This window comes from Chryseobacterium sp. CT-SW4, from assembly GCF_048572715.1.
Taxonomy (GTDB): domain Bacteria; phylum Bacteroidota; class Bacteroidia; order Flavobacteriales; family Weeksellaceae; genus Chryseobacterium.
This window is the reverse complement of record NZ_CP183840.1, coordinates 1338837-1362724: the sequence shown is the minus strand read 5'-3', so window position 1 is coordinate 1362724 and position 23888 is coordinate 1338837. Positions and strand designations below refer to the sequence as shown.

The 23888-nt window shown below is 36.3% G+C and carries 18 protein-coding genes and 1 tRNA gene; 4 read left to right on the top strand and 15 right to left on the bottom strand.

Annotation, left to right across the window (positions count from 1 at the left end; genetic code table 11):
• The 10 genes from ABJ974_RS06070 to ABJ974_RS06025 all read right to left on the bottom strand — a co-directional run bounded on the left by ABJ974_RS06070 (position 1) and on the right by ABJ974_RS06025 (position 15919).
• Positions 1-3249 carry an RHS repeat domain-containing protein gene (locus ABJ974_RS06070; RefSeq protein WP_419870494.1) on the bottom strand — a complete coding sequence of 1083 codons (3249 nt, stop codon included), beginning with the start codon at positions 3247-3249 and terminating at the stop codon, positions 1-3.
• A gap of 266 nt (positions 3250-3515) precedes the next feature.
• A complete protein-coding gene (locus ABJ974_RS06065) occupies positions 3516-3965 on the bottom strand; it encodes a VOC family protein (protein ID WP_419870493.1) in 450 nt (149 codons plus the stop codon).
• 35 nt (positions 3966-4000) lie between these two features.
• Positions 4001-4372: a VOC family protein gene (locus ABJ974_RS06060; protein WP_419870492.1), complete on the bottom strand. Its 372-nt coding sequence runs from the start codon at positions 4370-4372 to the stop codon at positions 4001-4003.
• Positions 4373-4432: 60 nt separating this feature from the next.
• Entirely contained in the window at positions 4433-4903 is a 471-nt protein-coding gene (locus ABJ974_RS06055; protein ID WP_419870491.1) for a hypothetical protein, read from the bottom strand.
• 51 nt (positions 4904-4954) lie between these two features.
• Positions 4955-5410: a DUF1569 domain-containing protein gene (locus ABJ974_RS06050; protein ID WP_419870490.1), complete on the bottom strand. Its 456-nt coding sequence runs from the start codon at positions 5408-5410 to the stop codon at positions 4955-4957.
• A 103-nt stretch (positions 5411-5513) separates the two neighbouring features.
• A complete protein-coding gene (locus tag ABJ974_RS06045; RefSeq protein ID WP_419870489.1) occupies positions 5514-6713 on the bottom strand; it encodes an ABC transporter permease in 1200 nt (399 codons plus the stop codon).
• Positions 6714-6718: 5 nt separating this feature from the next.
• A complete protein-coding gene (locus ABJ974_RS06040) occupies positions 6719-7675 on the bottom strand; it encodes an HlyD family secretion protein (protein WP_419870488.1) in 957 nt (318 codons plus the stop codon).
• Between the two features lie 20 nt (positions 7676-7695).
• Positions 7696-9102, bottom strand: a complete 1407-nt coding sequence (locus ABJ974_RS06035; RefSeq protein ID WP_419870487.1) for a TolC family protein — start codon at positions 9100-9102, stop codon at positions 7696-7698.
• 230 nt (positions 9103-9332) lie between these two features.
• Entirely contained in the window at positions 9333-9821 is a 489-nt protein-coding gene (gene eco / locus ABJ974_RS06030; protein ID WP_419870486.1) for a serine protease inhibitor ecotin, read from the bottom strand.
• Between the two features lie 239 nt (positions 9822-10060).
• Positions 10061-15919, bottom strand: a complete 5859-nt coding sequence (locus ABJ974_RS06025; protein ID WP_419870485.1) for an alpha-2-macroglobulin family protein — start codon at positions 15917-15919, stop codon at positions 10061-10063.
• 18 nt (positions 15920-15937) lie between these two features.
• Between ABJ974_RS06025 and ABJ974_RS06020 the strand changes: the two genes are divergently transcribed.
• Genes ABJ974_RS06020 through ABJ974_RS06010 form a run of 3 tightly spaced genes read left to right on the top strand, consistent with a single transcriptional unit; the run spans position 15938 to position 18078 of the window.
• Positions 15938-16693 (top strand): UbiA prenyltransferase family protein, encoded by a 756-nt coding sequence (locus ABJ974_RS06020; RefSeq protein ID WP_419870484.1) that lies wholly within the window; start codon positions 15938-15940, stop codon positions 16691-16693.
• A 3-nt stretch (positions 16694-16696) separates the two neighbouring features.
• Positions 16697-17776 carry a DNA replication/repair protein RecF gene (gene recF, locus ABJ974_RS06015; RefSeq protein WP_419870483.1) on the top strand — a complete coding sequence of 360 codons (1080 nt, stop codon included), beginning with the start codon at positions 16697-16699 and terminating at the stop codon, positions 17774-17776.
• A 5-nt stretch (positions 17777-17781) separates the two neighbouring features.
• Positions 17782-18078, top strand: coding sequence for a hypothetical protein (locus ABJ974_RS06010; RefSeq protein ID WP_419870482.1), 297 nt, complete (start codon positions 17782-17784; stop codon positions 18076-18078).
• Here ABJ974_RS06010 and ABJ974_RS06005 read toward each other — a convergent pair.
• Genes ABJ974_RS06005 through ABJ974_RS05995 form a run of 3 tightly spaced genes read right to left on the bottom strand, consistent with a single transcriptional unit; the run spans position 18056 to position 21834 of the window.
• Entirely contained in the window at positions 18056-20089 is a 2034-nt protein-coding gene (locus tag ABJ974_RS06005; protein WP_419870481.1) for a recombinase, read from the bottom strand. The genes ABJ974_RS06010 and ABJ974_RS06005 overlap by 23 nt on opposite strands.
• Positions 20090-20102: 13 nt before the next feature.
• Positions 20103-20747 carry a monofunctional biosynthetic peptidoglycan transglycosylase gene (gene mtgA / locus ABJ974_RS06000; protein WP_419870480.1) on the bottom strand — a complete coding sequence of 215 codons (645 nt, stop codon included), beginning with the start codon at positions 20745-20747 and terminating at the stop codon, positions 20103-20105.
• A 40-nt stretch (positions 20748-20787) separates the two neighbouring features.
• Positions 20788-21834: an ABC transporter substrate-binding protein gene (locus tag ABJ974_RS05995; protein ID WP_419870479.1), complete on the bottom strand. Its 1047-nt coding sequence runs from the start codon at positions 21832-21834 to the stop codon at positions 20788-20790.
• Positions 21835-21881: 47 nt separating this feature from the next.
• Here ABJ974_RS05995 and ABJ974_RS05990 point away from each other — a divergent pair.
• Positions 21882-21955, top strand: a tRNA-Arg gene (locus ABJ974_RS05990).
• A 195-nt stretch (positions 21956-22150) separates the two neighbouring features.
• Here the strand turns inward: ABJ974_RS05990 and ABJ974_RS05985 are convergent.
• Together ABJ974_RS05985 and ABJ974_RS05980 are read right to left on the bottom strand one after the other, a co-directional pair.
• Positions 22151-22309 (bottom strand): PTS sugar transporter subunit IIBC, encoded by a 159-nt coding sequence (locus tag ABJ974_RS05985; RefSeq protein WP_098971372.1) that lies wholly within the window; start codon positions 22307-22309, stop codon positions 22151-22153.
• Complete coding sequence (locus ABJ974_RS05980; protein ID WP_419870478.1) at positions 22296-23783, bottom strand: recombinase family protein; 1488 nt, start codon at positions 23781-23783, stop codon at positions 22296-22298. Before ABJ974_RS05980 ends, ABJ974_RS05985 begins: the two co-directional genes overlap by 14 nt.
• Positions 23784-23888 lie beyond the last annotated feature (105 nt).

Genomic DNA, 23888 nt, shown 5'->3' with positions numbered 1-23888 from the left:
TTATTGTTTGTAGTTGTATTTATATTCTTTTAAAATATTTCCATTACTATCTACCACTTTCTCCAATCTGTTTGCTGAATCATAGATATAATATTCTCTTATTCCTGATGGTGGAGTAATACTTCTTACTCCGATTAAAGGATCATAGGTATAAGTACTAACCTGATAACCTGATAATGCAGTGTTATTTCTGAAGCTGTCTAAAGCAGCAAGAAGTGCCGATTCATCATTATTGATTGATGCTGATGCATCGGTATCAGAAGCTGCAATGATGGCAGAGGCTAAAGAGTTTATCTGGGCATAGGTAGCGCCTTCTATCTTAGCGATAGGCTGGGTTTGGTTATAGCCCCAAACTATAGCTACCGGAACTCCGTCTTTAGTCGTGTACTGCTGTAAATTTCCTCTTGAATCATACTGATCATAAGTTACCTCGGTATAGGTAGTAGCAGAGTTCTGTAAATCATAGGATTTAACGGATAAAGGCAATAATAAATTCCCGGCCTGTGTCGTAGGTACGGAAGTAGGATAAACAGTCTCGGTTTTTGATAAAGTCTTTGTAGAACTTCCTATCGTTTGAGTCGTCGTTGTCTCTAAGGGAATACCAATCATATTGGCATCTATCAGCTTCTGATTACCCTTCTCGTGAGCGTAACTATATGAAGTTGTATGGATGGATAAATCAGGAAACTGATTCTTCTGAGAGGTTAGTTGATGATGGGAAGCATTATTATAAAAATACTCGGTCTCAGTAACAATACTATTATTTAATACCACTTCAACAGTATTTTTTGAAAGATAAGTGAAATTAGTTCTCTGAGGATAAAAATAATACCTCATAGGAATACAGTTTCCATCATAGCTTGATCCAATTTCATATTTAACAGCATTTGATGGCATAGAATAATTTCTACTTTCTATATAGGTATTCGTTTCTTTCCTACTCAAAGAAAAAGTATTATTTATATCATTGAATCTATAATCTTTTCTCATAAGAAGTTTTCCTCTTCTATCCGTGAAAAGCGGTTCCATTCTGTTTTTAAACAATTCTGTGATATATCCGCCGGAAGCTCCTCCACTTCCTGCAAAATCACAGTAGGTTTCACCTATTTCACCAATATTATTACTTAAATCACCAACCGTATCAAAATAATATTCTGTTTTAATTTTATCTGCTATGACTTCAGTAACTTTTGTATAATGCATTTCGTTTTTACCAATGTTAATTGTCGGCAGATTGCTTGAACTGGATATTTTGTCATAAATATCAGCTCCCTTTACAGCATCTGTATGTAAAACAGGGGCTGACACTGCAATTCCTGAAGATAAAAGCTCATTCGTATTCGGTATTATTTCATCACCTTCATAATAGTATTTTTTTATAATGCTTCCTCCTCTTAAATCATCAGAAACTATTTCTTTTATTCTCAATCCTCCAGTATAAAGCTGGTTAGGATCTGCATCCTGATTCCACCGTATAGTCACCGTGAAATCATTCGTTGCAGAACTGGGGTTCAGGTCCTGAGCTGTTATTTTATAATTCCCATTAGGTAGATTATGAAAAGTATTTTGAGTGGTTAAAATATAGTTGACAGAATTATTATCAAGGCTTTTTAAAGTAACGATAAAGCCACAATCAAAACTTGCATGTGAGCCGCAATTGGGTAAAACCGAATTAATATTAGTTTCTCCAAGCACATTATTTATGGTAAATGTAGCTTCGTACGTATCATATCCTGTGCTGTAAGTATTGCTTTTAACAAAATTCAATATTTTATCTTCTGTATAATTTCTCAAATTATTAGGTCGATTATTATCTTTAAAACCAATATTTCCTGCAATATTACTTTCATAATAATATTCTGTAGTACCACCCGTAGGATACTGAATCTTTTTAAGCATTCCTGCCCCTGTAAAATTAGGATTTACGGCTCGGGTTGCACTTCCTGTTACCGGCTTCACAATTTCAGTTCCTATATAATAATCCGGAATCAAACTACTGTTACCAGCTCCATTATAATACCCCCAATAATCCTGGTCAAAAGAAAACCTATTAGGTAAAGTAAGATTGCTATATGTAAACAAATAATTACCATTCGTTGTAATAATATTATTTTTTGAATTTTTTAAGGAAACCCCGTCAAGTTTAAGCCTTTTGGTATAATGATCCCCAAAAGAATTAATAAAACTATTGTTAATAGAAGGAGATACAAAATAGGACTGTTGAAATACATATGATGTATAATCAGTATTCAGATTTACTAGTTTTACTTCTTTAATACTTTTTGCATATTTAAGGTCCTCCCGGGCTGTATCGCTGTACTCAATTTCAAGGCTGCCTGTTTTTAACTGAATCTTTTTAAGATGAGTACTTGTACCTTTAGGAACCTGATATGACGTAACAGGATATAAATCTTTCAATTCAGGTTTTGTACTGCTGTACGAGATAGACTGGGTAGAACGTATCAGCTGTTCGGATGGAAAAATATCTTCATAAAACAGGCTGACAGAGTTATTACCCGGAGAAACAATTTCCGTAAGGTGCCACGTATTGATATAAGAGATATCTTCATTACTAGGAGTTATATCCAGATTTTTGTTTTGAAAATAACTAATGCATTCTTCATATGTATTTACAGCATGTCTTGTTTTGTCTCTGTTATATCCAAAATAATATTTAAATCCATCTGGTGTTGTTATTACAAATCCGAATAGAGCCTGATTTTGATATATAGGCTCTATTTTTATATCCGACAATGGAAATTGAATAAATGTATGTGTTGATTGATTATAGGAAAATTTCCCTGAATAATTAAAAAAACTAAAAACAAATGTATCTGCTTCAACATCTATTTTTTCATTAACTATTTTTGAATAAGCACTTGTGGATAAGCTTGATAGATCATTATAAAGAAAACCTTTTGTTGAAAAATCATCCGGTTTATCTCTCATTACTCTGGAAATCTGACCACCCACATTCAGGGACCACCCCAAACCTACTTCTGAAGCTATTTCCTCAACTTTAAATCCTCCTGCATGATAGTTTAACGAAACAGGAATATTAATGTCGTTATCTTTTAAATTAAATAACGGAATACCTATCTCAGGTATACCGTTTGTATAAGCAACAGGTGTTTCAATATACTTTGCTATTTGTGCAGACTCAGGGGAAGGTGGTAATATATTATTGGTTTGAGAAAACAAACTTTGTATCGTAATTAGATTACCAATCAAAAATATTTTTTTTTTCATGAATGTGTTATTTTTTAATCAATCTAGCATTAGCAGGCTTATATTCATAATATCATCAGATAAACTCCAAATAATACACCCGTAGAGTTTTCCCATAATTGTGAATTTAATTGAGGGCGAAGATATATAAAATCATTAAAAAGATCCTCAGTAATTTAACGGTTATTTGAAAAAAAAAGATATTTATAACCTAATACCAGTCAAAGAAATTAAAACAAAAAAACTGATAGAAAAATCTATCAGTCTCCCGTTATTTTTTAATCTTCTTATTGATGAGATTCTATTTTGGAAGGATCATCATAATTAACCATCCAGTTAATCCCGAACTTATCCGTAAACATTCCGAAATAAGCTCCCCAGAAGGTATCAGCCATCGGCATGGTAACCTTTCCTCCCTGTGAAAGTCCTTGGAATAGCTGATCGGCTTCCTGTTTGGATTCGGTATTGATAGAAATAGAAAAGTTATTACCCGGTTTAAAATCCGAAGCCCATTCTCCTCCCGTATCGCTTCCCATAAGTACGGTTTCCTTAGATATGGGCAGAGAAACATGCATGATCTTATTTTTGTCTTCTTCAGGAACTTCTTTTCCTTCCGCAGAAGGCATCTCTCCAAAAGTTCCTAGATACGGATATTCTCCTCCAAACACAGATTTATAAAAATCAAATGCTTCTTTACAGTTTCCGTTAAATGTTAAGTAAATGTTTACTGATGCCATAATATGTCTTTTTTATTAGTTTACAGTTGAAATGCCTATCTGTGCTGGTCGATCAGGATCATATTTCCGTCAGGGTCTTTCAGGAAGATATGCTCCGGACCATAGGTTGTTTCATCGGCTGTCTTATCGAGCTCTACTCCGTTTTCTTTTAAATGCTTCTGAATTTCACGAACATCGTCAAAAGGGTTTACTTCTTGTGCATTTTCATCCCATCCCGGATTAAAAGTAAGCATATTACCATCAAACATAGCCTGAAAAAGCCCTATTAAAGTAGCTTCATTTTTCATGATCAGATAATTCTGCTCCAGACTTCCACCCATCTGAATAAAACCTAGTTTTTCATAAAAATCTTTGGACTTATGAAGGTCCTTAACACTTAAGCTGACTGAGAATGCTCCTAATTTCATATAGTTATGTATTTATATTTTCAAATAATCCACAAAAAAAACATCTGAAAATTCAGATGCTTATTGATTTTTGAGATGGGTTTTATAATCCATTTTCCCATCGTAACTTTTCCACTGTCCGGTAAATTCTATTTCCTGGGCTTCTATTTTTTCAGAAGTCTTATTCCATTTGAAAGAGTAAACAAACTTTCCTGTGAATATCCCGGAATGCTGTCCTCTATTTTCTTCTGCAAGCTCATATTCTCCATAGATAACCCCTTTCTTTTTGGAGTCTTTATATTTTGTGATTTTAAGCTTACCTTCAAAATTGGAATATATTTTATCTACCAAGGAATAGCCCGAAACAAAATATTCCTGATCATTTTTTTTGTCCTGTTCAGAAATATTGATCTTAAGCTTTATTTGCTGGTTTTTATTTCCGATCGTTCCGATATAAGGTTTACTGTTATTCAACCACACATTGGAGATATTGGGCATTTGCGCAAACACAAAATTGGAAACAAGAATGAGGAATAGTAATAATTTTTTCATATTGTTATTTTAATATATTTAAAAGTGATTAGTGACCGATGGCGGATGTTTTTATACTCCAAACTGGGCCAGATGGTGGTTTAAATGTTTAGCAAACATATTGTTCCATTCCTGGGCTTTCAATCTTCCGAATGAAAAGGATTCCTTTCCTTCAAAAGCTGAAGTTCCTAATTGTTGTGTTTTTTGAATGAACCCGATGAGCCTTTTCTTTTCTTCTTCAAAATTCTTCCGGTCCGCTACTATAAACTGAGGGGATGTAGGGCCATTTCTAGGATAGCTTTTTTCTCCTACGACTTTTGGTTTTACAAAAGTTTTTAAAATAAATTTGGCAATACCTCCCGGCTTTTTATGCTTTTCCGGTTCATACACCATTTCATAGGAAACATTACAGTGGGCAAGCATCTGATCTACGGTCATTTTCCCCCACAATCCCGTTGATTCCGGGCTAAGCTTATTAATCCTGTCAATATAATTCTGTGCGTCTTTTGTATCAAAAACGTTTTCCATCTTTTTAAAAATTACGTACAGCAAATATATCAGTTTTTTAGATGATTTTACCTGTATTCAAAAATTTAGCTCCAACTTTAATTAGTATAAGCTTCCCGGTTCATTATAATTCTTCGGGTAAAGTTTCGGGGTCGCTTTGAGGTTTAACGTATCTGAAAATCAGCCAAAGCTTTATTTTAAGGGCTACCCATCCCAGCACAACGTATACAAGGAGCAGAATTCCCAGATGTTTAAGATGAGGAAAGGTAAGCGCTACGGAACCTTTTTGAATTAATAATATTTTAAATGCCTTTAAGAAAGGGGTCAAAGGGATAACATTCGCGATAAACTGAACACCCGCAGGCATTGCATTCAACGGCCAAGTATATCCGCTGATGATAAATGCCGGTGAAGCAATCACCATAAGAATCTGTGTGGCTTTAAGTGCATCAGGAACCAGAATACTTACAAAAACTCCCAGAAAAGACACGGAGCCTACAAAGACAGCCGTAAGAATAATAAAGTTCAGAATTCCTTCCGGCATAGGAACTTTAAAGATCATGTGCATACCGTAATACATAAGCACGATAAGTATCGAAAATACCCATATCGGAATTACTTTGATCAGCATGGTCGGGAAAGCCCACTTCCTCATTTTGTAATATTCCTTCACAAAACTTCCTCCCTGAAACTCTGCTGCAAAGCTCACTGCCATGGCCAGTAGAATAATCTGCTGCAACACTACCGCTAGCATGGCCGGCCACATGAAGATCAGATAGTTGCTCGAGGTATTGAAAAGGGTAATATAATTGGCTTTAAACGGTTCATACTGTGTTGCCGCCTGTGTTGCGGGCATTCCCATCTTCTGTAAGGCTTTCATAGAAGCTCCGGCTGAAAATGTTCCGATCGTGAGCTGAAGTGCTTTTGAGGCAAAATTTGCGGTAAGAACGTTTCCGGTATTGATGTAAACATTAAGTTCGGGATATTTTTTCTGGAGCATATCCGCTTCAAATCTTGAAGGAATCATTACGACTGCAGCCGCTTCATAACGGATAACCTCATCTTTTATGCTGGCAGGCTCCTGGATATACTTTATTACTTTAATGCTTTTATTATCTTCCAGCATTTCCGTAAGCTGGCTGGAAAGAGGTGTATTATCCTTATCCACTACGAGGACAGGCGTATTTTCCACTTTTCCGCTTTTATAAACAAATCCCAGGAGTGTAGCATACACGAAGGGCGCCAGAAAGAAGACGGTCTGTAAGGTAGAGTTGCCTAAAAACATTTTGAACTCTCTTTTTAAAAGACGGAAAAACTCTTTCATGGTAATTATTTCAGAATTACGTTAGCATTCACCAGGATATTTTTAGCCTTGTTCATATCTTTAGGCTTTACTTTTATTTCATAGATGGCGTCCTGCAGCTGGTAATCCGGATAAGGCGTAGTAATATCAGCGTATCTTGTCAATTGTTTGATATAGACAATGTTTCCTTCCAGGTTTTCTTTATTATAGACTACCTGCATGGTAATCTCCTGCCCTTTTTTGTACCGGGAGATTTCGCTTTCCGGGACGGTAAATCTGAAATAGGTACTATCCGGAATATATCCGTTAAAAAGTGCATAACCCGCCGTAGCCAGTTCTCCGGTATTAAGGCTGATGGTTTCTATTTCCATATCATTGGTAGCGATCACATATCTTTCCGAATAGGCTACATTAGCTTCCTGTAAAGCTCCTTTTGCCTGGGAAGCCTGCCCGGCTGCCATTTCCACTTTTTCAAAACGGGTTCCTCTTTTAACATCATCCAGTTCAGCAACTACGGCATCGTATTGTGCTTTTGCCCCCTGAAGTTTTGCATATACTTCATCGTATGCCTGGGGAGACATAAGACTGTCCCTGTACATATTGGAAGCTCTTCTGAATGATTTCTGTGCAAAGTCATATTGTTCTTTCAAGCCTTTATATTTGGCCTGTAACTGTTTCAGCTGATCTGCAGTGGCTCCGTTCTTGGCCATCTGCTCCTGTGCCGTTGCAGCACTTACAGCACCCTGTGCCTGAGCTATTTTTGCAGATACTTCAGGAACATCCAATAGGGCCAGTGTATCTCCTTTTTTAACGGACTGTCCTTCGGTAGCATAAATTTTTAATATCCTTCCTGTAACTTTAGGAGCAAAGGATATGACTTCTTTCTGCGCTTTTCCTTCCGAATCATTAAGGTTATCCGGCTTTTTTTCACAGCTTTCCAGGAATAGCAGGGCAATACAGATTAGGGATATATATTTTTGCATCGTTTTGAATTTAAGGGTGGTTAATAAATTTTTGTTACATCCAGTTCCTGAGTGGACCTCATCAGTTCAATTCCTGCTCTCCGCTGGTTAAAAATAGCATTTTGGTATTCCAATTCTGCCGCTTCGAGATCGTTCTCCGCTTCTATGAGCTGGGAAGATTTGCTCAATCCGTACCGGAACTCTTTTTCCACTTGTACTAAAGCATTTTTAGCCAATTCTTTTTCTTTACTTTTAAGGGCAATCTGAGAATTGGCCACATCATAATTGGTTTGATTGTTAGCTAAGTTCAGCGTAAGTTTTTTTAAGGCATCCTCTTTCTGATTCTGTAAGATCTCTTTGTTGATCTTGGCTGTTTCTTCTGCATGCTTTCCTTCTCTTCCATCAAAGATATCCCATTGGAAACCTACCCCTGCCGTCACCAGAGGGAATATATTCAGATTGGTGGGCCGCCAGTCTAATTTAGCTCCCGGATAACCAATCAGCGGTATGGCTGGAATTACATTTTCAGAGGTTTTAATCCGGCTCCCATATAGTCCGATATAATAAGCGGAAGCCATAAGCTGGACTTTAGGAATTTTCCAGGTTCTCTCTGCTTTTATTTTAAAATCTGCTGCGGTAATTCCATGTTCCAGAGCCCGGATCTCAGCACGTTGCTCAATCCCGTTTTCATGGGCTAACATTTCAATAGGTGATAATACGGGAACTATTAACCTCAGGCGTTCTTTACTGATTCCGGTTAAGATATAGAGTTGGGTAAGAAGGAGTTCTTTTTTTCCTTCATATTCTACCACTTTGGCATTAAGGGTTGCCTGTGCAAGTTCTATTTTTTTATGATCATAGGGAGTAATAAGCCCATACCCCAATGCTTTGTCTGCGGTTTTCCTATTGATATCCAGTCTTTTTTTGGCTTCATCGAGAACATTTTTGGTCTGATGGATTAATGCCAATTGATCATAAGCCCGGGAAACGTTGGCCACCACTTCATCCTTTGTTTTTTCGAGAAGGATATTTTCAGAGATCTTTTTTTCTTCATTGGCTTTTCTCAACAGCTTAACCTTTCCTCCGGAATAGAGGAGCATCTTGGCATCTGCTTTGGCAATTCCCGAGAATCCGGATACATTCAGATTATTGTTGAATTGCCCTTCCGGAATATGGATGAAGGGCTGAATATTGATCTCAGGGGAAGTTATTCGTGCTGTTCCGTTAAGATAACCTATCTGACCGCTTACTCCTAAAGTAGGTAGAAAGGCATCTTTAAGCTTATGTTCATCAAGATCGGTAAGTTTATTTTGGGTGATCTGCATTTTGAGATCTGAATCACGAACCATAGCACTATCTAAAAGTTCTTTAAAATCCGGAGCTGTCTGCCCCCATCCCAAAACTGGCATAAAAAAACCAAAAGTCAAAATTAATAAATTGCTTTTCATGGTCCATGTTTACAACAAATATAATGCAAAAACTTTTAAATCCACAAAGAATATTTATAGAACATAAATTTTAAAAATTCAACAATTATACGTTTAATATAAGTTTAATATTGTTTTTCAGTGAAATAAGTTCTTGCAGGAAAGTGTTTAATATTTACTTAAATTCATTTATATCCACAAAAAATTCCCTCACAGAAGGGCTGCAAGGGAATTGTTTATTAATAATTACATTATTTTTCTACGGCTTTTTTCATCGTATGATCAGGTCGTAATACTCTGTAACGTACTTCCATATCTTTTGGAACATAAAATACCAAAGGAAGTTTACTGTTGTATCTTACGATTTCCGGCTGCAGGGTAACAAACTTTTTAGTCAGCTTATTATCCAGACAGGCCATCATGGTTCCTCTGGTCTCTCCTTTGGATTCTACTTCATAATAGTTATATCCCCAACCTTGCAGATCCTGAGACTTGATCTCTCCCATTAAAGAATGACGGTTACAATCCAACATTTTTTCAAGGCCCACAAAAAATTCCACTTTCAGGTCTTCTTCATTTTTGGCAATCGGAAGCTGGATATACACCTGCTTATAGCCATCTTTTGCTTTCGGGAACATGTCGATTTCCAGTTTCTCAAACTTTTCTGCTTTTTTCTGAGCAAAAGCATTTACCCCTACCACTAATACAACTCCGGTAATCAAAGTCTTTAAAAATTTCATTTCTTTTTGTTTTTTAATTTACTTCTTACAGCCAAAAATCATTCCAAAATTTAAATAATTAAGATATATATGTTTATAATCATGTTTAATTTTAAAATAATGGATTTTAATTAATTTAAACAACAAATAAAAAACCTTCACAGATTGGTGAAGGTTTTTTATTTTTAATAAGAATTTATTTTAATGTAAGATCTAAACCTGTTAAAAATGAAATGCTATTTTTCATTTAATTTAAATCATTATTCTGCTACCTGAATACTTGATCCCTGTGTATGGGCATTCATCTGCGGAGCATAATAGTTCTGCATGGTAGTGATCCCGTTGGAAAATTTCCCGGCAGCATTTACCATCAGATCATATTCAAAGACATATTTCCCTTTCGGCATGTATTGAATATAAAAGTTGGTGGAAGCATCTTTGGTGGACTGATAGTATCCCAGGTTGTTTTTCCACTGATACCCCGAAAGAACATCTACCGGCTCAAAACCTGCGGCTCTCATATCTTTGATATGAATAAATTCCATAGGACGGTCTGTATTCAGGATCATTCTTACGGTTACTTTATCACCTACTTTCAGCGGGCTATTCTGAGCTATTTTATGGAGCTCTTCCCCATTGACGGTTTTTACTTTTTTATAGAACTCTTTCGTAATGGAAATATAATTTTCGGAAGATTTTATTTTATCCAGATCTTCATAATACTGCCAGTATAATCCTCCCTGAACAATTCCCGGGCCTGGTTTCGTTACGGTTACCGACCCCAGGGCTTTGTCTACCTTATCTGTTTTCACGATCGATTTTACATAACCGGTTGCCTGTGTCTGAGGATTCAGCTCTTTTCCGCCCCAAATAATAGTGGCTTTATCACTTCCGGATCCTGTCCAGGACTTGCCTGAATTTAAAATCGTAAAAATAACTTCTGCAGTTCCGCGGGAACTTCCCCATGAATTGACCTCTTTCTGGGTAACGAGCCAGATTTTCATTTCTTCAATAAACTGCTGGTCATCCGGTTTCAATTTATTAAATGCTTCCAGAGCACCTGCATGATTCACTACTTTTGAAGTAAACCAACCCCAGTCGTTTAAGTTCTGCTTCCAATAAATCCCCTGCGTCTGGCTTTGCGTTGAAGTTTCTTTAAGGTAATTCATCAGCTTACCGGAAACATCTTTCAGTCCGTAATCATTTGTTAATAAAGCCATACGATGTAGACCAAAGAATGTAAAATCTGTGATTTTCGCTGTTTTGACTCTTTGCTTCACCAATGTTTTCAGTGTGGCTCCTTTTTCTTTTAAAGGATATTGTTTTTCCCAATAGTTCCGGGCATCCAGATAATCCAGTACCTGGTTATTCAAGACATCTTGTTTTTTAATATCTCTGTATTTATTAACTTCATTGTCTACATAGCGGATGAGCTGAGATACTATTTCGTCCTGAGAAGATTTCTGATACTCTTTCATGTCTTCTTTTAGCCATAGATTAATTTTCCCTAAGCTTTTCAGAATATATAATGATACACTATATGAACTCGGATAACCGGAATACCATGAAAATCCGCCATCAGGGTTTTGCAGTTTTTTGAAATCATCCCAGTCCTGATCAATGGAATTCTTCATGGTATTGACATCGAACAGCAAGGCCAGCTTCTGCATCCTTTCTTCTTCACTCTGACTCTCCAATACCCATGGTGTTTCTTCCAATAGCAATTGTTTCAGCTCCTGGTTTTTCTCCAGATTTGAATTGAGCAATCCTTTTTTCTGATATTCTTCAAAAACGGTTTTTATTTTTGGGTTGGCTTTAAAAATTTCTGAAGCCAGTACATCTGCAAACCATTTATTGAAAGCCACATCTGCTGAATTATTAGGATCATTTTTCAGGCTTGGTAGAGCAAACATTACTTCCCAGACAGGGTTAGTCGTAAGCTCTAATGTATTGGAAACATTGGAAACCGTTGTTGAACTGTTATTTTTAAGTTGATCCAATACGAAAGTTTTGGTTTCTCCTTCTTTTACGAATACCGGAACGGCATCGGTAACCAGCATCCTGTTGGGAAGAATAGCAACAGCCTGCTGTTCTCCATCGGAATAGGATCCTGCTTTAGCCACTACTTTTAAGATAACGGATGAAACATTTTCCGGAACTTTCACTTTCCAGGCCACGACTGCATTTTCTTTTTCATTAAGGTTAAATGACTGAGAAAGATTATTAAGCCCGAATTGTGAAGAAATATCTTCATTGGTAAAGGCATCCAACACCTGAAGCTGTGCTGTTCCGCTTAACTTTTTATCGGTAAGATTAGATAGTTTGGACTGAAGATTCAGCTGATCACCTTCTCTTAAAAATCTTGGGTAATTCGGAGTCACCGAAAATTCTTTTTGGGTTATTACTTCTTTTTCCAGTGTGGCAGCTCTTGCATCTTTGGTGTGGGCAAGGAACATCAGCTTCCATTTGGTAAGGGCTTCGGGAGAAGTAAATTCAAAGTGTACATTTCCTTCCGCATCCGTTTTCAGTGCGGGATAGAAAAAGGCTGTTTCATTAAGGTTCTGGCGCACCGGTACGTTTTCTAACGTATCATCATTTTCACTGCCCACTGCTTTATCATAGGCTACTTCTTTAGCCAAAGACTTCTCCATTACAACTTCTTCAAGGTTAGAAACTGCCGGAGATGGCGAAAGCGCATCGGCATTTTTAGCGACTCCACGGACTTTTACACCTGCCACACGTCCCTGTAAGGCATTGGTTTTCATCTCAAGCTTATAGAGACGATAATCGAACCAGTCAAATTGAGGAATTCCTACATACACACGGGTTAAATAGGGTATATTTTTCTGATAATATTTCTGCTCAAGATATTGATTAATATCATATGAAGTTATTACAGAATAGGGAGTATACAGATTCTGCCAGTTAAAATTATTGGCAGCAAACTGATCCAGCGACATATCATACATATTGGCCAGTACTTCTGCATTGACCTTTTCTTTATCATTACCCAATACTTTAACGGACCATTTTTCTTTTGAATTGGGCTCCAGTTTATCTCTGAAGGTAATCGTTTCTATGCGTAAAGGCTGATCCATATCTTTAATTTCCAAATTAATATTCTCCGTTTGGACATCATTAAATGCTACTACCTGAAACTGAATATTCAGACTGGAAATATTTTTATCCGCAGGAACCGGAACGGTATATTCGAGCATTCCGTTTTTCAGGGTATGGGATTCGGAAACGGTTTTTCCCGAACCATCCTGTACAAAAACGTTTACAAGTGCATCGGGAATGGCTGAGTATACATATAATTTTGCTTTTCCACCTCTTGCTACTTTATCTTTCGGTCCTACAACGGTTAAAAATGTTTTCTGACCGGCTTTCAGGGAACGGGAGTCCCATACGCTAAAATTCTGACTTGTTTTTATAGTGTCCTTTCCTTCGATATTATACAGCTCCAACTCATAATCTCCGGCTTCGAGCCTGCCCAGATCCAAGACTCCCGGTTGTGCTGTTTTAGTTAAAATCACCTTAGAATTCCAGTTTTTAAGCTCATCTTTTTTATCAAAAAGATCGTGAGGAAATTTATTGACAAATTCCGATTTTGAAAACTTCGGAAGGTCCTGAACAGCCGACTGGAAGTTATTTCTAAAAATCCTATCCGGTGCTTCCAGTCTGGAAAGTTTTACCTGATAAGATTTCTGAAGGTCCTGCTCGTTATAATTTCTGGTTTCTACTTTTAATGTAACATTCTCATTTCCCAAAGTAGTTTTAATTTCCTCAGCTTTAATATAATGAGAAACTGAAGCTACTTTAAGCTGGGTATTTGCCGACTGTGTCTCTCCGTTAATATCGGTTACGGAAGCATTGATCTCATAATTATCAACCTGAATGCCTTCCAGTTTTTCATCCTTTTTAAGCTCCAGGCGAATCACAAATTCCCCCTGTCCATTTGTTTTCACTTCTCCCAGAATGGAATTTTCACTGCTGTTATCCTGAGGGTACCACCAGAAATACCTCCATCGTATGTTGTGTTTTTTAATTTCATAGCTTACGTTGGCATCACTTAAAGGAACTCCGGAGAACATTATTGCTTTTCCTTTCAGCTCTATGGTCTGCCCATATTTATATTCATCTTTTACAGGTTCAAAAGTAAGCTCAAACTTTGGCCTTTTGTATTCTTCAACTCTTATATCTTTATAACCCGGCTCTGTGGATGCATCTGTACGTAAATAAAATACTCCGTTCAGGTTTCCTTTGGGAAGAATGAAGCTGCCATGATAGGAACCAAACTCGCCCGTTGTAAAGTTTTGAGAAGAAACTTCCTGATTACTGGCATCCAGCAGGGTTATTTTCTGCTTTATCCCCGAAACAACCGATTCTATTTCTTTATTGATCCTGGTATTGATCACTTTGAAATACACGGTCTGCCCCGGTCTGTAAATGGCTCTGTCCGTGAATATCTGAGCTTTTGTCCGTGTTTCTTTATTAGGGTTGTAATCCTCCACATTGTTGTCTCCATACACCTGCATCATCTGGAAATCGTGGGTTCCGGGCTGCTGAATTAAATAGGTTCTGTAATATTCTTTACTTTTGCCGCCAGGAAGTTTAAATACTCCTTTTTCATTTGTTTTTCCATCTGTTTTATCAAATGTTTTATTGGCAACAAATTCATAAAAAACCAGAGGCTGATTAGCCTGAGGTTTTCCATTCTCACTGCTTACCAATTTCAACTCGTTTGAAAGCTGATTCCGATCTGTTTTGGTCTGATAAATAATCCTGTTATCGGACACCAGAAAATAAAAATTCTGATTAGCCGTATTATCCGTTTCTTTTCCGGTAACCTTATATTCAACTACATAAATCCCTGATGGAAGAGGCTTGATCTCCAATGATGTTTTGTGCAATTTATAATCTTTGGGATCGGATAACTGATAAGTTTCCTTTCTCACCAGCTTTTTATTAAGCTTTCCAAATGTCTTACTGTAAGAGTTCCCGGCGTATTGCATAAATGACTCCCAATCATCTTTGATCTCATAAATGGTAAGGTCAAATTCAGTTAAATTTTTATATTCCGCCGCAATATGAATAGGCAGGTTGCTTTGGGTCTGTCTTTCATATTTTATATTCAGTGAAGGGTTAAGAATTTGTTCTTCCCTGTTTTTAATGTTATTAATAAATGGGGACTTAGGATATTTCTTCTTAGCCTGATCCGCCATATTCAGAGCTTCTTTCATCTGTTGCTTATTGACCAGCTCATTCATGGCTCCTTCCATGATCATAACTTTATAATCCCCTTCGGTATCTGAATTGATAAGAGCCTGAAGTTGTTCCAGCCTGTCTGTACACTTATTGAAATCACAGTTCTGTATTAACTTCATGTGGGAAAAATACAATTTTGAATTTCCTGTATTCTGACTGATCAGCTCATCATAAATAGCATTGATCTGACTTTGGTTCGCACTCAGTTCATTTTTTGTAAACAGGTTTCTGTTGGAAAGGAAACCAATCTTTCTCAGGCCGTACCAATCCAGTAAAGTCGGGAAATAGGCTATATCTTTGTTATCTGAAAAAAGATCTTTGTATTTTGACAAACTTATCTTTTTCATATCCGGCTTCTGCTGATCCAACTCTTTGAAATTATTCAGCAAGTAATTTTTAAAATCAAGTTTGCTCCATGTTTCAATCTGTGAAACGTCCTGTGAACTGATATTGGTTCTTCCGTTCAGCTTCCAGATATTTCTGGTATAATAATCAGTAAAAAATCCACTTTGTATAACTTCATACAACAGCTTTTCTTCTCCTTTCAGCTTTTTCCCCGCATCCTGAAGTTTACTGAAGAATTTTGATGCGGCATTATTCTGATCATCATCTTCGGTGCTGTTTATGATACTGAATTCCGCTTTTAAAGAATTGATAAGCTGTACTGTGTTATTATCTTTCATAGCCTGATTTTGTATTTCCAAAACGATGGGAAGATTGGACTTATATGCTCCTTTCTCACTGTTATCAGTAATCTTTTTCCATTGGTCATCATAATATTTCTGTGCTGAAACCATGGAAAAACTCAGTATAGAAAGCAAAAACATAAAAGTCTTGTAAAATCTTTTCATATATGTTATTTTTGATCAATGAACTTTTTAAAAATACTGAAAAAATCTGTTATAGACAGCCAACTCTATGTATCTGTAACGGGTACTCTTTTCGCAGTATTTTTCATGGAAGAGCAAAAGACGTTCCGTTTCCCCACTATATTTTTGATATTTATCACCTATTTCAGCGGTTATTTATACACCAAATACCAGAAAACAAAATACTTTAACAGAATCCTGGTCATAAATGCGATTGCAGGAATTATCTGTGCCTGCCTTATTATCATCAACCACAATGAAATACGGCTGTTAAAATGGTCGGTCATTGTAGTACTGGGATTGTTATATAACAGCTTTTTTCTTGATATTTACATCCGGAAAATCCCTTTATTAAAAGTTTTTTATGTAGGTTTGGTATGGGCGCTTGTTAACTGCTGGCTCACTTTACCGGAATTTGATCTTCCTATTTTCCTGATCAGCTTCTTTTTTATTACGGCTTTAGTGCTTCCTTTTGATATCCGGGACATGGAAAGTGATACTGTTCAGACTTTTCCTAAAATTATAGGTGTTCAAAACACGAAAAACATTGCTTACCTTCTTGTATTTGTAAGCATGCTTATTTCCGGTTTTTATTTGCAGCCTTCCTTTGCTCTTGCTTTTTTTCTGACAGGCTGCATTACTTTTATTTTTATATACTTCTCTGAGAATAAACGAGATGACCTCTATTTTTCATTCGGGGTGGAGACCTGCTCCGCACTTCCTTTTTTATTTTTAGGAATAATGAAGTATTTTTGAATCATGATTATTAAGAAACTTTCTGTATACAATTTTAAAAACCATTCAGAAAAGGTGTTTGAATTTTCCCCGCAGATCAATTGTTTTGTAGGAAACAACGGTGTGGGCAAAACCAATATACTGGATGCCCTGCATTATCTTTCCGTAGGGAAAAGCTTTCTGGGGAATACGGATCTTAATAATATCATGAAAGATGAAGATTTCTTCACTATCGATGCCGAAATTCAAAATGACGACAGTGAAGATATCATTAAAATATTCCAGCCCCGGGAATCCAAAAAGATCATTAAAAAAAATGATAAAGGCTATGACCGGATGGCGGATCATATCGGGTATTTGCCAAGTGTGATGATCTCTCCATATGATTCTAACCTGATTTCTGATTCCGGAGAAAGCAGAAGGAAATTCCTTGATGCTATGATTTCCCAGACGGATTCGGAATATCTTTTTGACCTTATACAATATCAAAAGGCTGTTCAGCAGAGGAATGCCTTACTGAAATATTTTGCAAAAAACAGGACCTTCGATAAGGATGCTCTCGAAATTTATGATGATCCTATCACTCGTCTCGGAACTAAGATATTTGAAAAGAGAAAAGATTTTGTCCAAAAGCTCAATCCTATTATTCAAAATTTTTATCAGATTATTTCGGGAGGTAAGGAAACTGTTTCGGTCATCTACGAATCTCATCTGCTGGAAAATTCTTTTGAAAATTTATTATCCGAAAGTCTGGAAAAAGACCGGATGCTTACGTATACTTCCAAGGGAATCCATAAGGATGACCTGCTTTTTGAAATGGATCATGTGCTCATTAAGAAAGTAGGTTCCCAAGGACAGCAGAAATCTTTTCTGATCTCTTTAAAACTGGCTCAGATGAATTTAGTTAAAAAGCTGGCGGGTAAAACTCCCATTCTGTTGCTGGATGATATTTTTGATAAACTTGATGACCAGAGGGTTTCTCAGCTGATTGAATTGGTTAATAAGGAAAATTTCGGACAGATCTTTATTACCGATACCCATAAGGAAAGAACCGAAAGTGTGGTAAAGAAAATCAATGAAGAGAGTATTATTTTTGAGATTTAAGCCCTATGAAAAGAAGTAAAAAAAGAGAATTTCAATCCTCAGAACTTGTGAAATCTTTTGCCAGAATTCATGGTTTTGAAGATAAATTAATTGCTTTTGAAATCAAGGATTTTTTGGAGGATTACCTGGATGAAAGCCTTTTCAGGGAAATCATCAGTGTAGACCTCAAAAATAAAAACATCATTATCAAGATCGGTTCTCCCCTATTGAAAAACGATTTTAAAATGCGTAAAAGCTTTTATCTTAAAAAGTTTCAGGATAAATTCGGTGCTGATAAATTTAATGATCTTCAGGTTTTGTAGTCATCGTCTTACTTACCAGCTCATTGGCATTTTTATCGAGTCTTGAACGCAACGGAATAAAGAACTTGAGAGGATGCTTGGCAAAATATTTAAATATTTCCCTGTAAATCTCACTTACCTGGCCAAAGTTCATTTTTCTTGATCTGAATGCTAAAGACATTGATAATCCGAAGCTCACGAGGAAGTTAAAAAATCCTATAAGGAAAACGGTAACGAAAGAAATCCAGAAGGTGTAAGAATCCACAGAGAAGTCTTTTCCATACAACCCCAGCGCAAAGTTACCTGCCGCAAAGGTAATGTGCCGGATATCGAGATCCAAGCCGAAAAACATTCCTACAGGTGCCGTGGCTCCGAGAAAAACCCCAAACCAGAAATTGGAAACAATACCCGCCCAGTTTTTTGCATAATATTTGGATAGGTTTTTAGCAAATTTTGCTCCGAATAGTTTTCTGATGAATACGCTTTTAGCAATTCTGTCCGGAATCTGATAGAAGATGGAGTTATTCCCTATATTTCCTGAAATAATTCCTGAAATAAACAGGTAAAAACCTGCAATACTCGCATGGAGAATAGCTTTGGATTTAACAGGATCCAAATCTTTAAGCAGCTTATCAGCTCTGTCTACCGCCATATTCTGTGAGAAAAATACATCCAGTCCGTATATAATCGCCAGCGCAATAGGAAAAGAGAGTAAAACATTCCCCACAAATGCGATAAACTGGCTCCTGAACAACTTGGAAACAAGATCGGCAAATTCCGTATTGTTTCTTTTTCCGTTTCCTTCCTCTGACAGTACCTTCGTCATTGTAGCCGCTGTCATGGCCGGTTGTTTCGTAGCGAGTGTGAATCCCATCAGATAGATCATAACAAATCCCATCGCATAGTTTAAGGAATATAAAAAAGCATGGGAAAAATCACTTCCGGGAATATATCCGTACAACATTTTCAGGACACATAAGGCTCCGACCACAATTCCACCACCACTTGCCTTATAAAACATTTTCATGTACTGCTTACGGTTGGACGTAATGTAATGGCTTCCTGTTTCTGCCGTATGGTTGGTGATAAGATGAGAGATCAGCCTTGTACTGTCGTTGATGAGTTCAGAGATATTATTTTTATAAGATTTATATTTAATAATATTAAAAATCATCTGCTTGGAATTCGATACGATATCAGTTTCATCGTCGATTACCAATAATTGTACAATTTCAAAAATACGCTTTATCTGCTGACGGATTTTCAGGAGCGACTGGTTGATCTTCCCTGAAATTCCATATTTAGATGAATTTTTAAAGGCAATGTTGACAAATTCCTCACATTGCTGAACGTATATTTTGATCTGCTTATAGCTGCTGTCCTTGGAATGCAGCTGAAGATCGGGATTATTATTCAGTTCTTCAGCCAGACTTTCCAGTTCGTTCTGGAGAGCTAAAAAGGGATTATCCAGATTTCTGTATTCGGGAGCCATTCTTACGACCTCCACTTCCATAGCCATTCCCGTAGCACGCCATGAAAGGATATTCATGGAGAATATAAGCTCTCTTTTTACATTAGGCTTTACAATAAAGTCTGAAGCTCCTAACAGTTCCAGAAATTCATTAAGCTCATTTTCCGGAAGATTATGGAGAAATTCCAGATCTTTCTTTGGCGTTAAGCTTACATTGTCTATCAGGTACCATACTGTATTTTCATTTTCTACAGGTGGCAGTATTTTATTAAGGATTCTTTTTTTCAGTTCAGGAATAAAAGCATTTTCCGAAAGGATATTGGCCTCGGTAAGGGAGAGGTTAAAAGGCCTTCCGCTAAATATATTATGAAGGTAATGCCTGAAATTAACTGCATAATCAGGATTTCTTTTTAAACAATTAAGTACATCTGTAAAATCTGCTTTTTTCACACTTTCCAGGAACTCCGTAACCGGCTCCAGAGAAAGGGTTTCGTTCTTAAATGAAAAATATTTTTTAAGAACGTTTTCAAAACCTTTTGTGTCTGTATTGAAAAACTTCATCAGTACAAAGATACTATTTCAAACTTACATTCCTCATCTGCCTCATAATCCAGTTATGTTTCTTGGAAAGATAGGCGGAAGGATTTTTAGGATCGTATTTTTTCGGATTAGGCAATACTGCTGCTATCCAAGCTGCTTCGGATTTCGTAAGGTTTTTAGATGATTTTCCAAAATAATACTGGGACGCCGCTTCTACTCCAAATACACCCTGTCCCATTTCGATAGAGTTAAGATATCTTTCAAGGATAATGTCTTTTCCCCATGCTTTTTCGATTATAAAGGTATAAACCGTTTCCAGCCCCTTTCTTATCCAGCTTCTTCCCTGCCACAGAAAAACATTCTTTGCTGTCTGCTGGGAAATGGTACTTCCTCCTCTTAATTTTTTACCGGCTTCATTGCTTTTCATTGCTTTTTCTATGGCATCATAATCAAAGCCGTTATGGATAAAAAACTTTTGATCTTCGGAAGCTATAACCGCTCTTTTTACATTATCCCCCATTTCATCATATGAGATATAATCCCTGTGCAATTTACCATATTCAAAGAGCCCTCCCAACTGGGTGATGGTGATAGGAGGATTAAAAAACCTTCCTCCGATAATGAATACGATATTCAATACTATAACCGCAAATATCAGTTGCTTTATTTTTTTCCACATACCTTAAAACGTTCTGCAAAAATAAACAAATTCCGCTGAGTTATTGCAATTCCTTCATATAGGTAAGCTGGTAATCCGGTAAAAGCTCAGGATGAAATATTTTAATATAATCTTTCAGCACCCCATCCGCTCTTACAACACCGCTTTCAAAAAAATCATTAGCTTTTTCTTTTTCCCGGCCTCCGATACCATATACCTTGCCGCTTTTGAATACTTCAAGCTTGCCATACAAAGGATTTATATTGACCATTACCTGTTTCGAGATGTGATTTCCTGCATTTACCCAACAGGTCACCTGCTGCGATTTTGAAAATACCTCCTCAAAGCTCATCGTTACAGATTTTTCTTCATTATTATCTTTGAGTATATAGTCTGCATTTGCATCTGAAATAAAGTTGGCCATATAGGTTTTTCCACCGGGCAGGTACCATACACTTCCGTACATTTCGTTGGCTAAGACTGCTGGTTTTTGAGATGCTGTAAGGGCAATTTTTTTCAGCCCGTCATAATTTTGCTCAATTTCGTGGTAGCGTAATTCCGCTTCTTTATCTTTTCCAAGCAATTCCCCGAAAACTTTCAAATAACCCGTTCTTTCCAAAGGCTTCTGCTCCAGATATTCATCCAGAAAAACTACCTGCACTCCATTATTTTTTAAAAGCTGATATGTATTTTCAAAACTTGCAATATAATTGGTAAATATGATATCCGGCTGTAATGAAATAATTTTTTCAACATCATATTTCTGATCACTTCCTATATTCTGGATTTTCCCATCCGCTATCAATTGTTTTACTTTATCGGAATATATGTACTCCGGACTCGATACCCCCACGATATTATTTTCCAATCCCAGCTCGGAAAGATACCCAATAAGGCTGGCATTGAGAACGATCACTCTCTTAAACGGAAGCTTATCAGATTTAAAATCATAAGAGAAATTTCCTGATTTGAGCTTAAAGACATCCACCTCTTTTTTATAGGCTACCCGACCTGAAACGGAAACCCAATCGGTGGATGATATTTTTGGTTCTCTTTTACAGGAAATTAGCGTCCAAAAGGCTATTAATAGCAGAATTTTCAATTTCATCTTTCAAAGAAAAGAAAAAAGTGCTATATTTGCAAACCTTTAATGAAGGCCTCGTGGCGCAACTGAATAGCGCATCTGATTACGGCTCAGAAGGTTACAGGTTTGAATCCTGTCGAGGTCACTTAAGGAGACAACTATTTGATAGTTGTCTCTCTTTTTTATACATAAAAATCTCTATATCAAGCTTTTATAACCTGATGTTTTATGGTTTGATTTTTTTCGTATGAAAACCTAAGTCTGTCTGAAATTGACAGTCTAAAGGCGCTATATCAGAGATTTCATCGGCATTGAAGCCTGGTTTGAAATCCCATTAAGGTTATAGTATTTTTTTCTCTTTTGGCTTATTGTAATTTTTTGATACTAAATATAGCAATTCCAATATAATTTTAGCTTCCTCCTCATTTACCTGAATACCATTCTTAGCTAAAACTATAATTGCTTGCTCAACTGAAACATTCTTATCAATGAAATTCATTTTTTTTATTAATTTTTCGGTTACTTTTTAACAATATTTTTGAAAATGTCTGATTCAAGTCCAAAGAAAGGTCTCCTGTTTTATAATCAATATCAACTGGTGGAATAAGACTCACAAGATATCTTTTGTCTGAGGTATCAAACTCGGAAAATTTTTGAAAAATTTCAACGAGCGCTTTATTTTCTATTTGATTCTTTCTATCGATAGCTTTTAATTTAAGAACAATATCAAGTGTTTCCTTCCTGAGGTTTTTAGTATTAACTAGATTTTCTTTTTTTAATTCATTATAGTCATCAATTTTCAATATTCCTGCTATAAATAGTTTTCTACCTCTAGAAAGGGTTAATTCCTCCTCCTTTATTCTTCTTTCTAATAGTTTTTGAGTATATAAATAACTTGCTTTCTGTGTCTTTATATTCTGACCTTCCAAAATATCCTTAAATAGTTCAATTGTATTATTTGATAGTATCAATTGCTGAAGCTTATTTTGATAACAATCATTCAGAAAAACTGCGTCTATCCTTGTCCTACAGCGATCATGACAATGATAATATGGATATTTTTTTGATCGTCCTTGTGCAATACTTCCACTGAGTTTTCGACCACAAACAGGACAAGTCAGAAAACCTCTAAGAAAAAACAGTGCTTTTAAATCATCTTTTTTAGAAGTAGTTTTTCTTTTTGTATTAATAACAGACTGAACCTGGTAAAATAACGATTCTGATATTAAAGATTCATGCAAACCTTTTATCATTTGCTCTTCATTAGATTTAAGTTTGACTGATATAAGCCCACAATAAATTGGATTACGCAAAATCCTGAAAAAGTGTGATCTTGAACATAGTAATCCTTTATCCTTAGATATTTCATAGATCTCAGATATTTTATGATCGTTCTGAGCAACCCGATGAAAAACCCATTTTATAATTTCGGCTTCCGGCTCTTTAGGGACAATAGCTTTTTTACCATCCATTAATGTCAAATTAATAAATCCAATGGGTGCTTTATTGGGATACCTGCCCATCAACTTCGCGCGACGAATACCATTTGCAGTATTTTGAGCCCTCCGAGTATTTTCCGCTTCAGGAACCGCTAAATATACAGCTAGCATAACGGTACTTTCCGGCACAGAGAAATCAATTGGTTGATCAATAGCCATTGCTGTCGTTTTATATTTTCGCAGCTTTCCAATCATTTCGTAAGCATATTCAACGTTACGACTGAATCTGTCCCATTTTATAAATAGGATGTTCTTATCTTCTCCCGACGATTTCTTTTTAATTTCTGAAAATAATTCTTTCCATTCAGGTCGGTTGAAATTTTTAGCAGAGTAGTCTTCACGATAGATTCCTTTGACTTCAATATTGTTATATTTACAGTATTTCAATAATCTATCCTCCTGTTCTGGCAAGGAGTATCCTTTTCTTTTTTGTTCATCTGTACTTACACGGACGTATAAATAGGCTGATTTCATATAATTAATGTATTTATTTGATTTACAAATTAATATTTTTAAGTATATGAAATGATAAACAAAAAACAATTTATGCTGTATCAATTAAAAAGGGAAATTCATTAG

Bases quoted from the DNA above. Each gene is read 5' to 3' on its own strand.
- ABJ974_RS06005 (WP_419870481.1), bottom strand. From the start codon at position 20,089: ATGAAGTTTTTCAATACAGACACAAAAGGTTTTGAAAACGTTCTTAAA.
- ABJ974_RS06040 (WP_419870488.1), bottom strand. From the start codon at position 7,675: ATGCAAAAATATATATCCCTAATCTGTATTGCCCTGCTATTCCTGGAA.
- ABJ974_RS05995 (WP_419870479.1), bottom strand. From the start codon at position 21,834: ATGAAATTGAAAATTCTGCTATTAATAGCCTTTTGGACGCTAATTTCC.
- recF (WP_419870483.1), top strand. From the start codon at position 16,697: ATGATTATTAAGAAACTTTCTGTATACAATTTTAAAAACCATTCAGAA.
- ABJ974_RS06050 (WP_419870490.1), bottom strand. From the start codon at position 5,410: ATGGAAAACGTTTTTGATACAAAAGACGCACAGAATTATATTGACAGG.
- ABJ974_RS06060 (WP_419870492.1), bottom strand. From the start codon at position 4,372: ATGAAATTAGGAGCATTCTCAGTCAGCTTAAGTGTTAAGGACCTTCAT.
- ABJ974_RS06055 (WP_419870491.1), bottom strand. From the start codon at position 4,903: ATGAAAAAATTATTACTATTCCTCATTCTTGTTTCCAATTTTGTGTTT.
- ABJ974_RS06045 (WP_419870489.1), bottom strand. From the start codon at position 6,713: ATGAAAGAGTTTTTCCGTCTTTTAAAAAGAGAGTTCAAAATGTTTTTA.
- mtgA (WP_419870480.1), bottom strand. From the start codon at position 20,747: ATGTGGAAAAAAATAAAGCAACTGATATTTGCGGTTATAGTATTGAAT.
- ABJ974_RS06020 (WP_419870484.1), top strand. From the start codon at position 15,938: ATGAACTTTTTAAAAATACTGAAAAAATCTGTTATAGACAGCCAACTC.
- ABJ974_RS06035 (WP_419870487.1), bottom strand. From the start codon at position 9,102: ATGAAAAGCAATTTATTAATTTTGACTTTTGGTTTTTTTATGCCAGTT.
- ABJ974_RS06065 (WP_419870493.1), bottom strand. From the start codon at position 3,965: ATGGCATCAGTAAACATTTACTTAACATTTAACGGAAACTGTAAAGAA.
- ABJ974_RS05980 (WP_419870478.1), bottom strand. From the start codon at position 23,783: ATGAAATCAGCCTATTTATACGTCCGTGTAAGTACAGATGAACAAAAA.
- ABJ974_RS05985 (WP_098971372.1), bottom strand. From the start codon at position 22,309: ATGAATTTCATTGATAAGAATGTTTCAGTTGAGCAAGCAATTATAGTT.
- ABJ974_RS06010 (WP_419870482.1), top strand. From the start codon at position 17,782: ATGAAAAGAAGTAAAAAAAGAGAATTTCAATCCTCAGAACTTGTGAAA.
- ABJ974_RS06070 (WP_419870494.1), bottom strand. From the start codon at position 3,249: ATGAAAAAAAAAATATTTTTGATTGGTAATCTAATTACGATACAAAGT.
- eco (WP_419870486.1), bottom strand. From the start codon at position 9,821: ATGAAATTTTTAAAGACTTTGATTACCGGAGTTGTATTAGTGGTAGGG.
- ABJ974_RS06025 (WP_419870485.1), bottom strand. From the start codon at position 15,919: ATGAAAAGATTTTACAAGACTTTTATGTTTTTGCTTTCTATACTGAGT.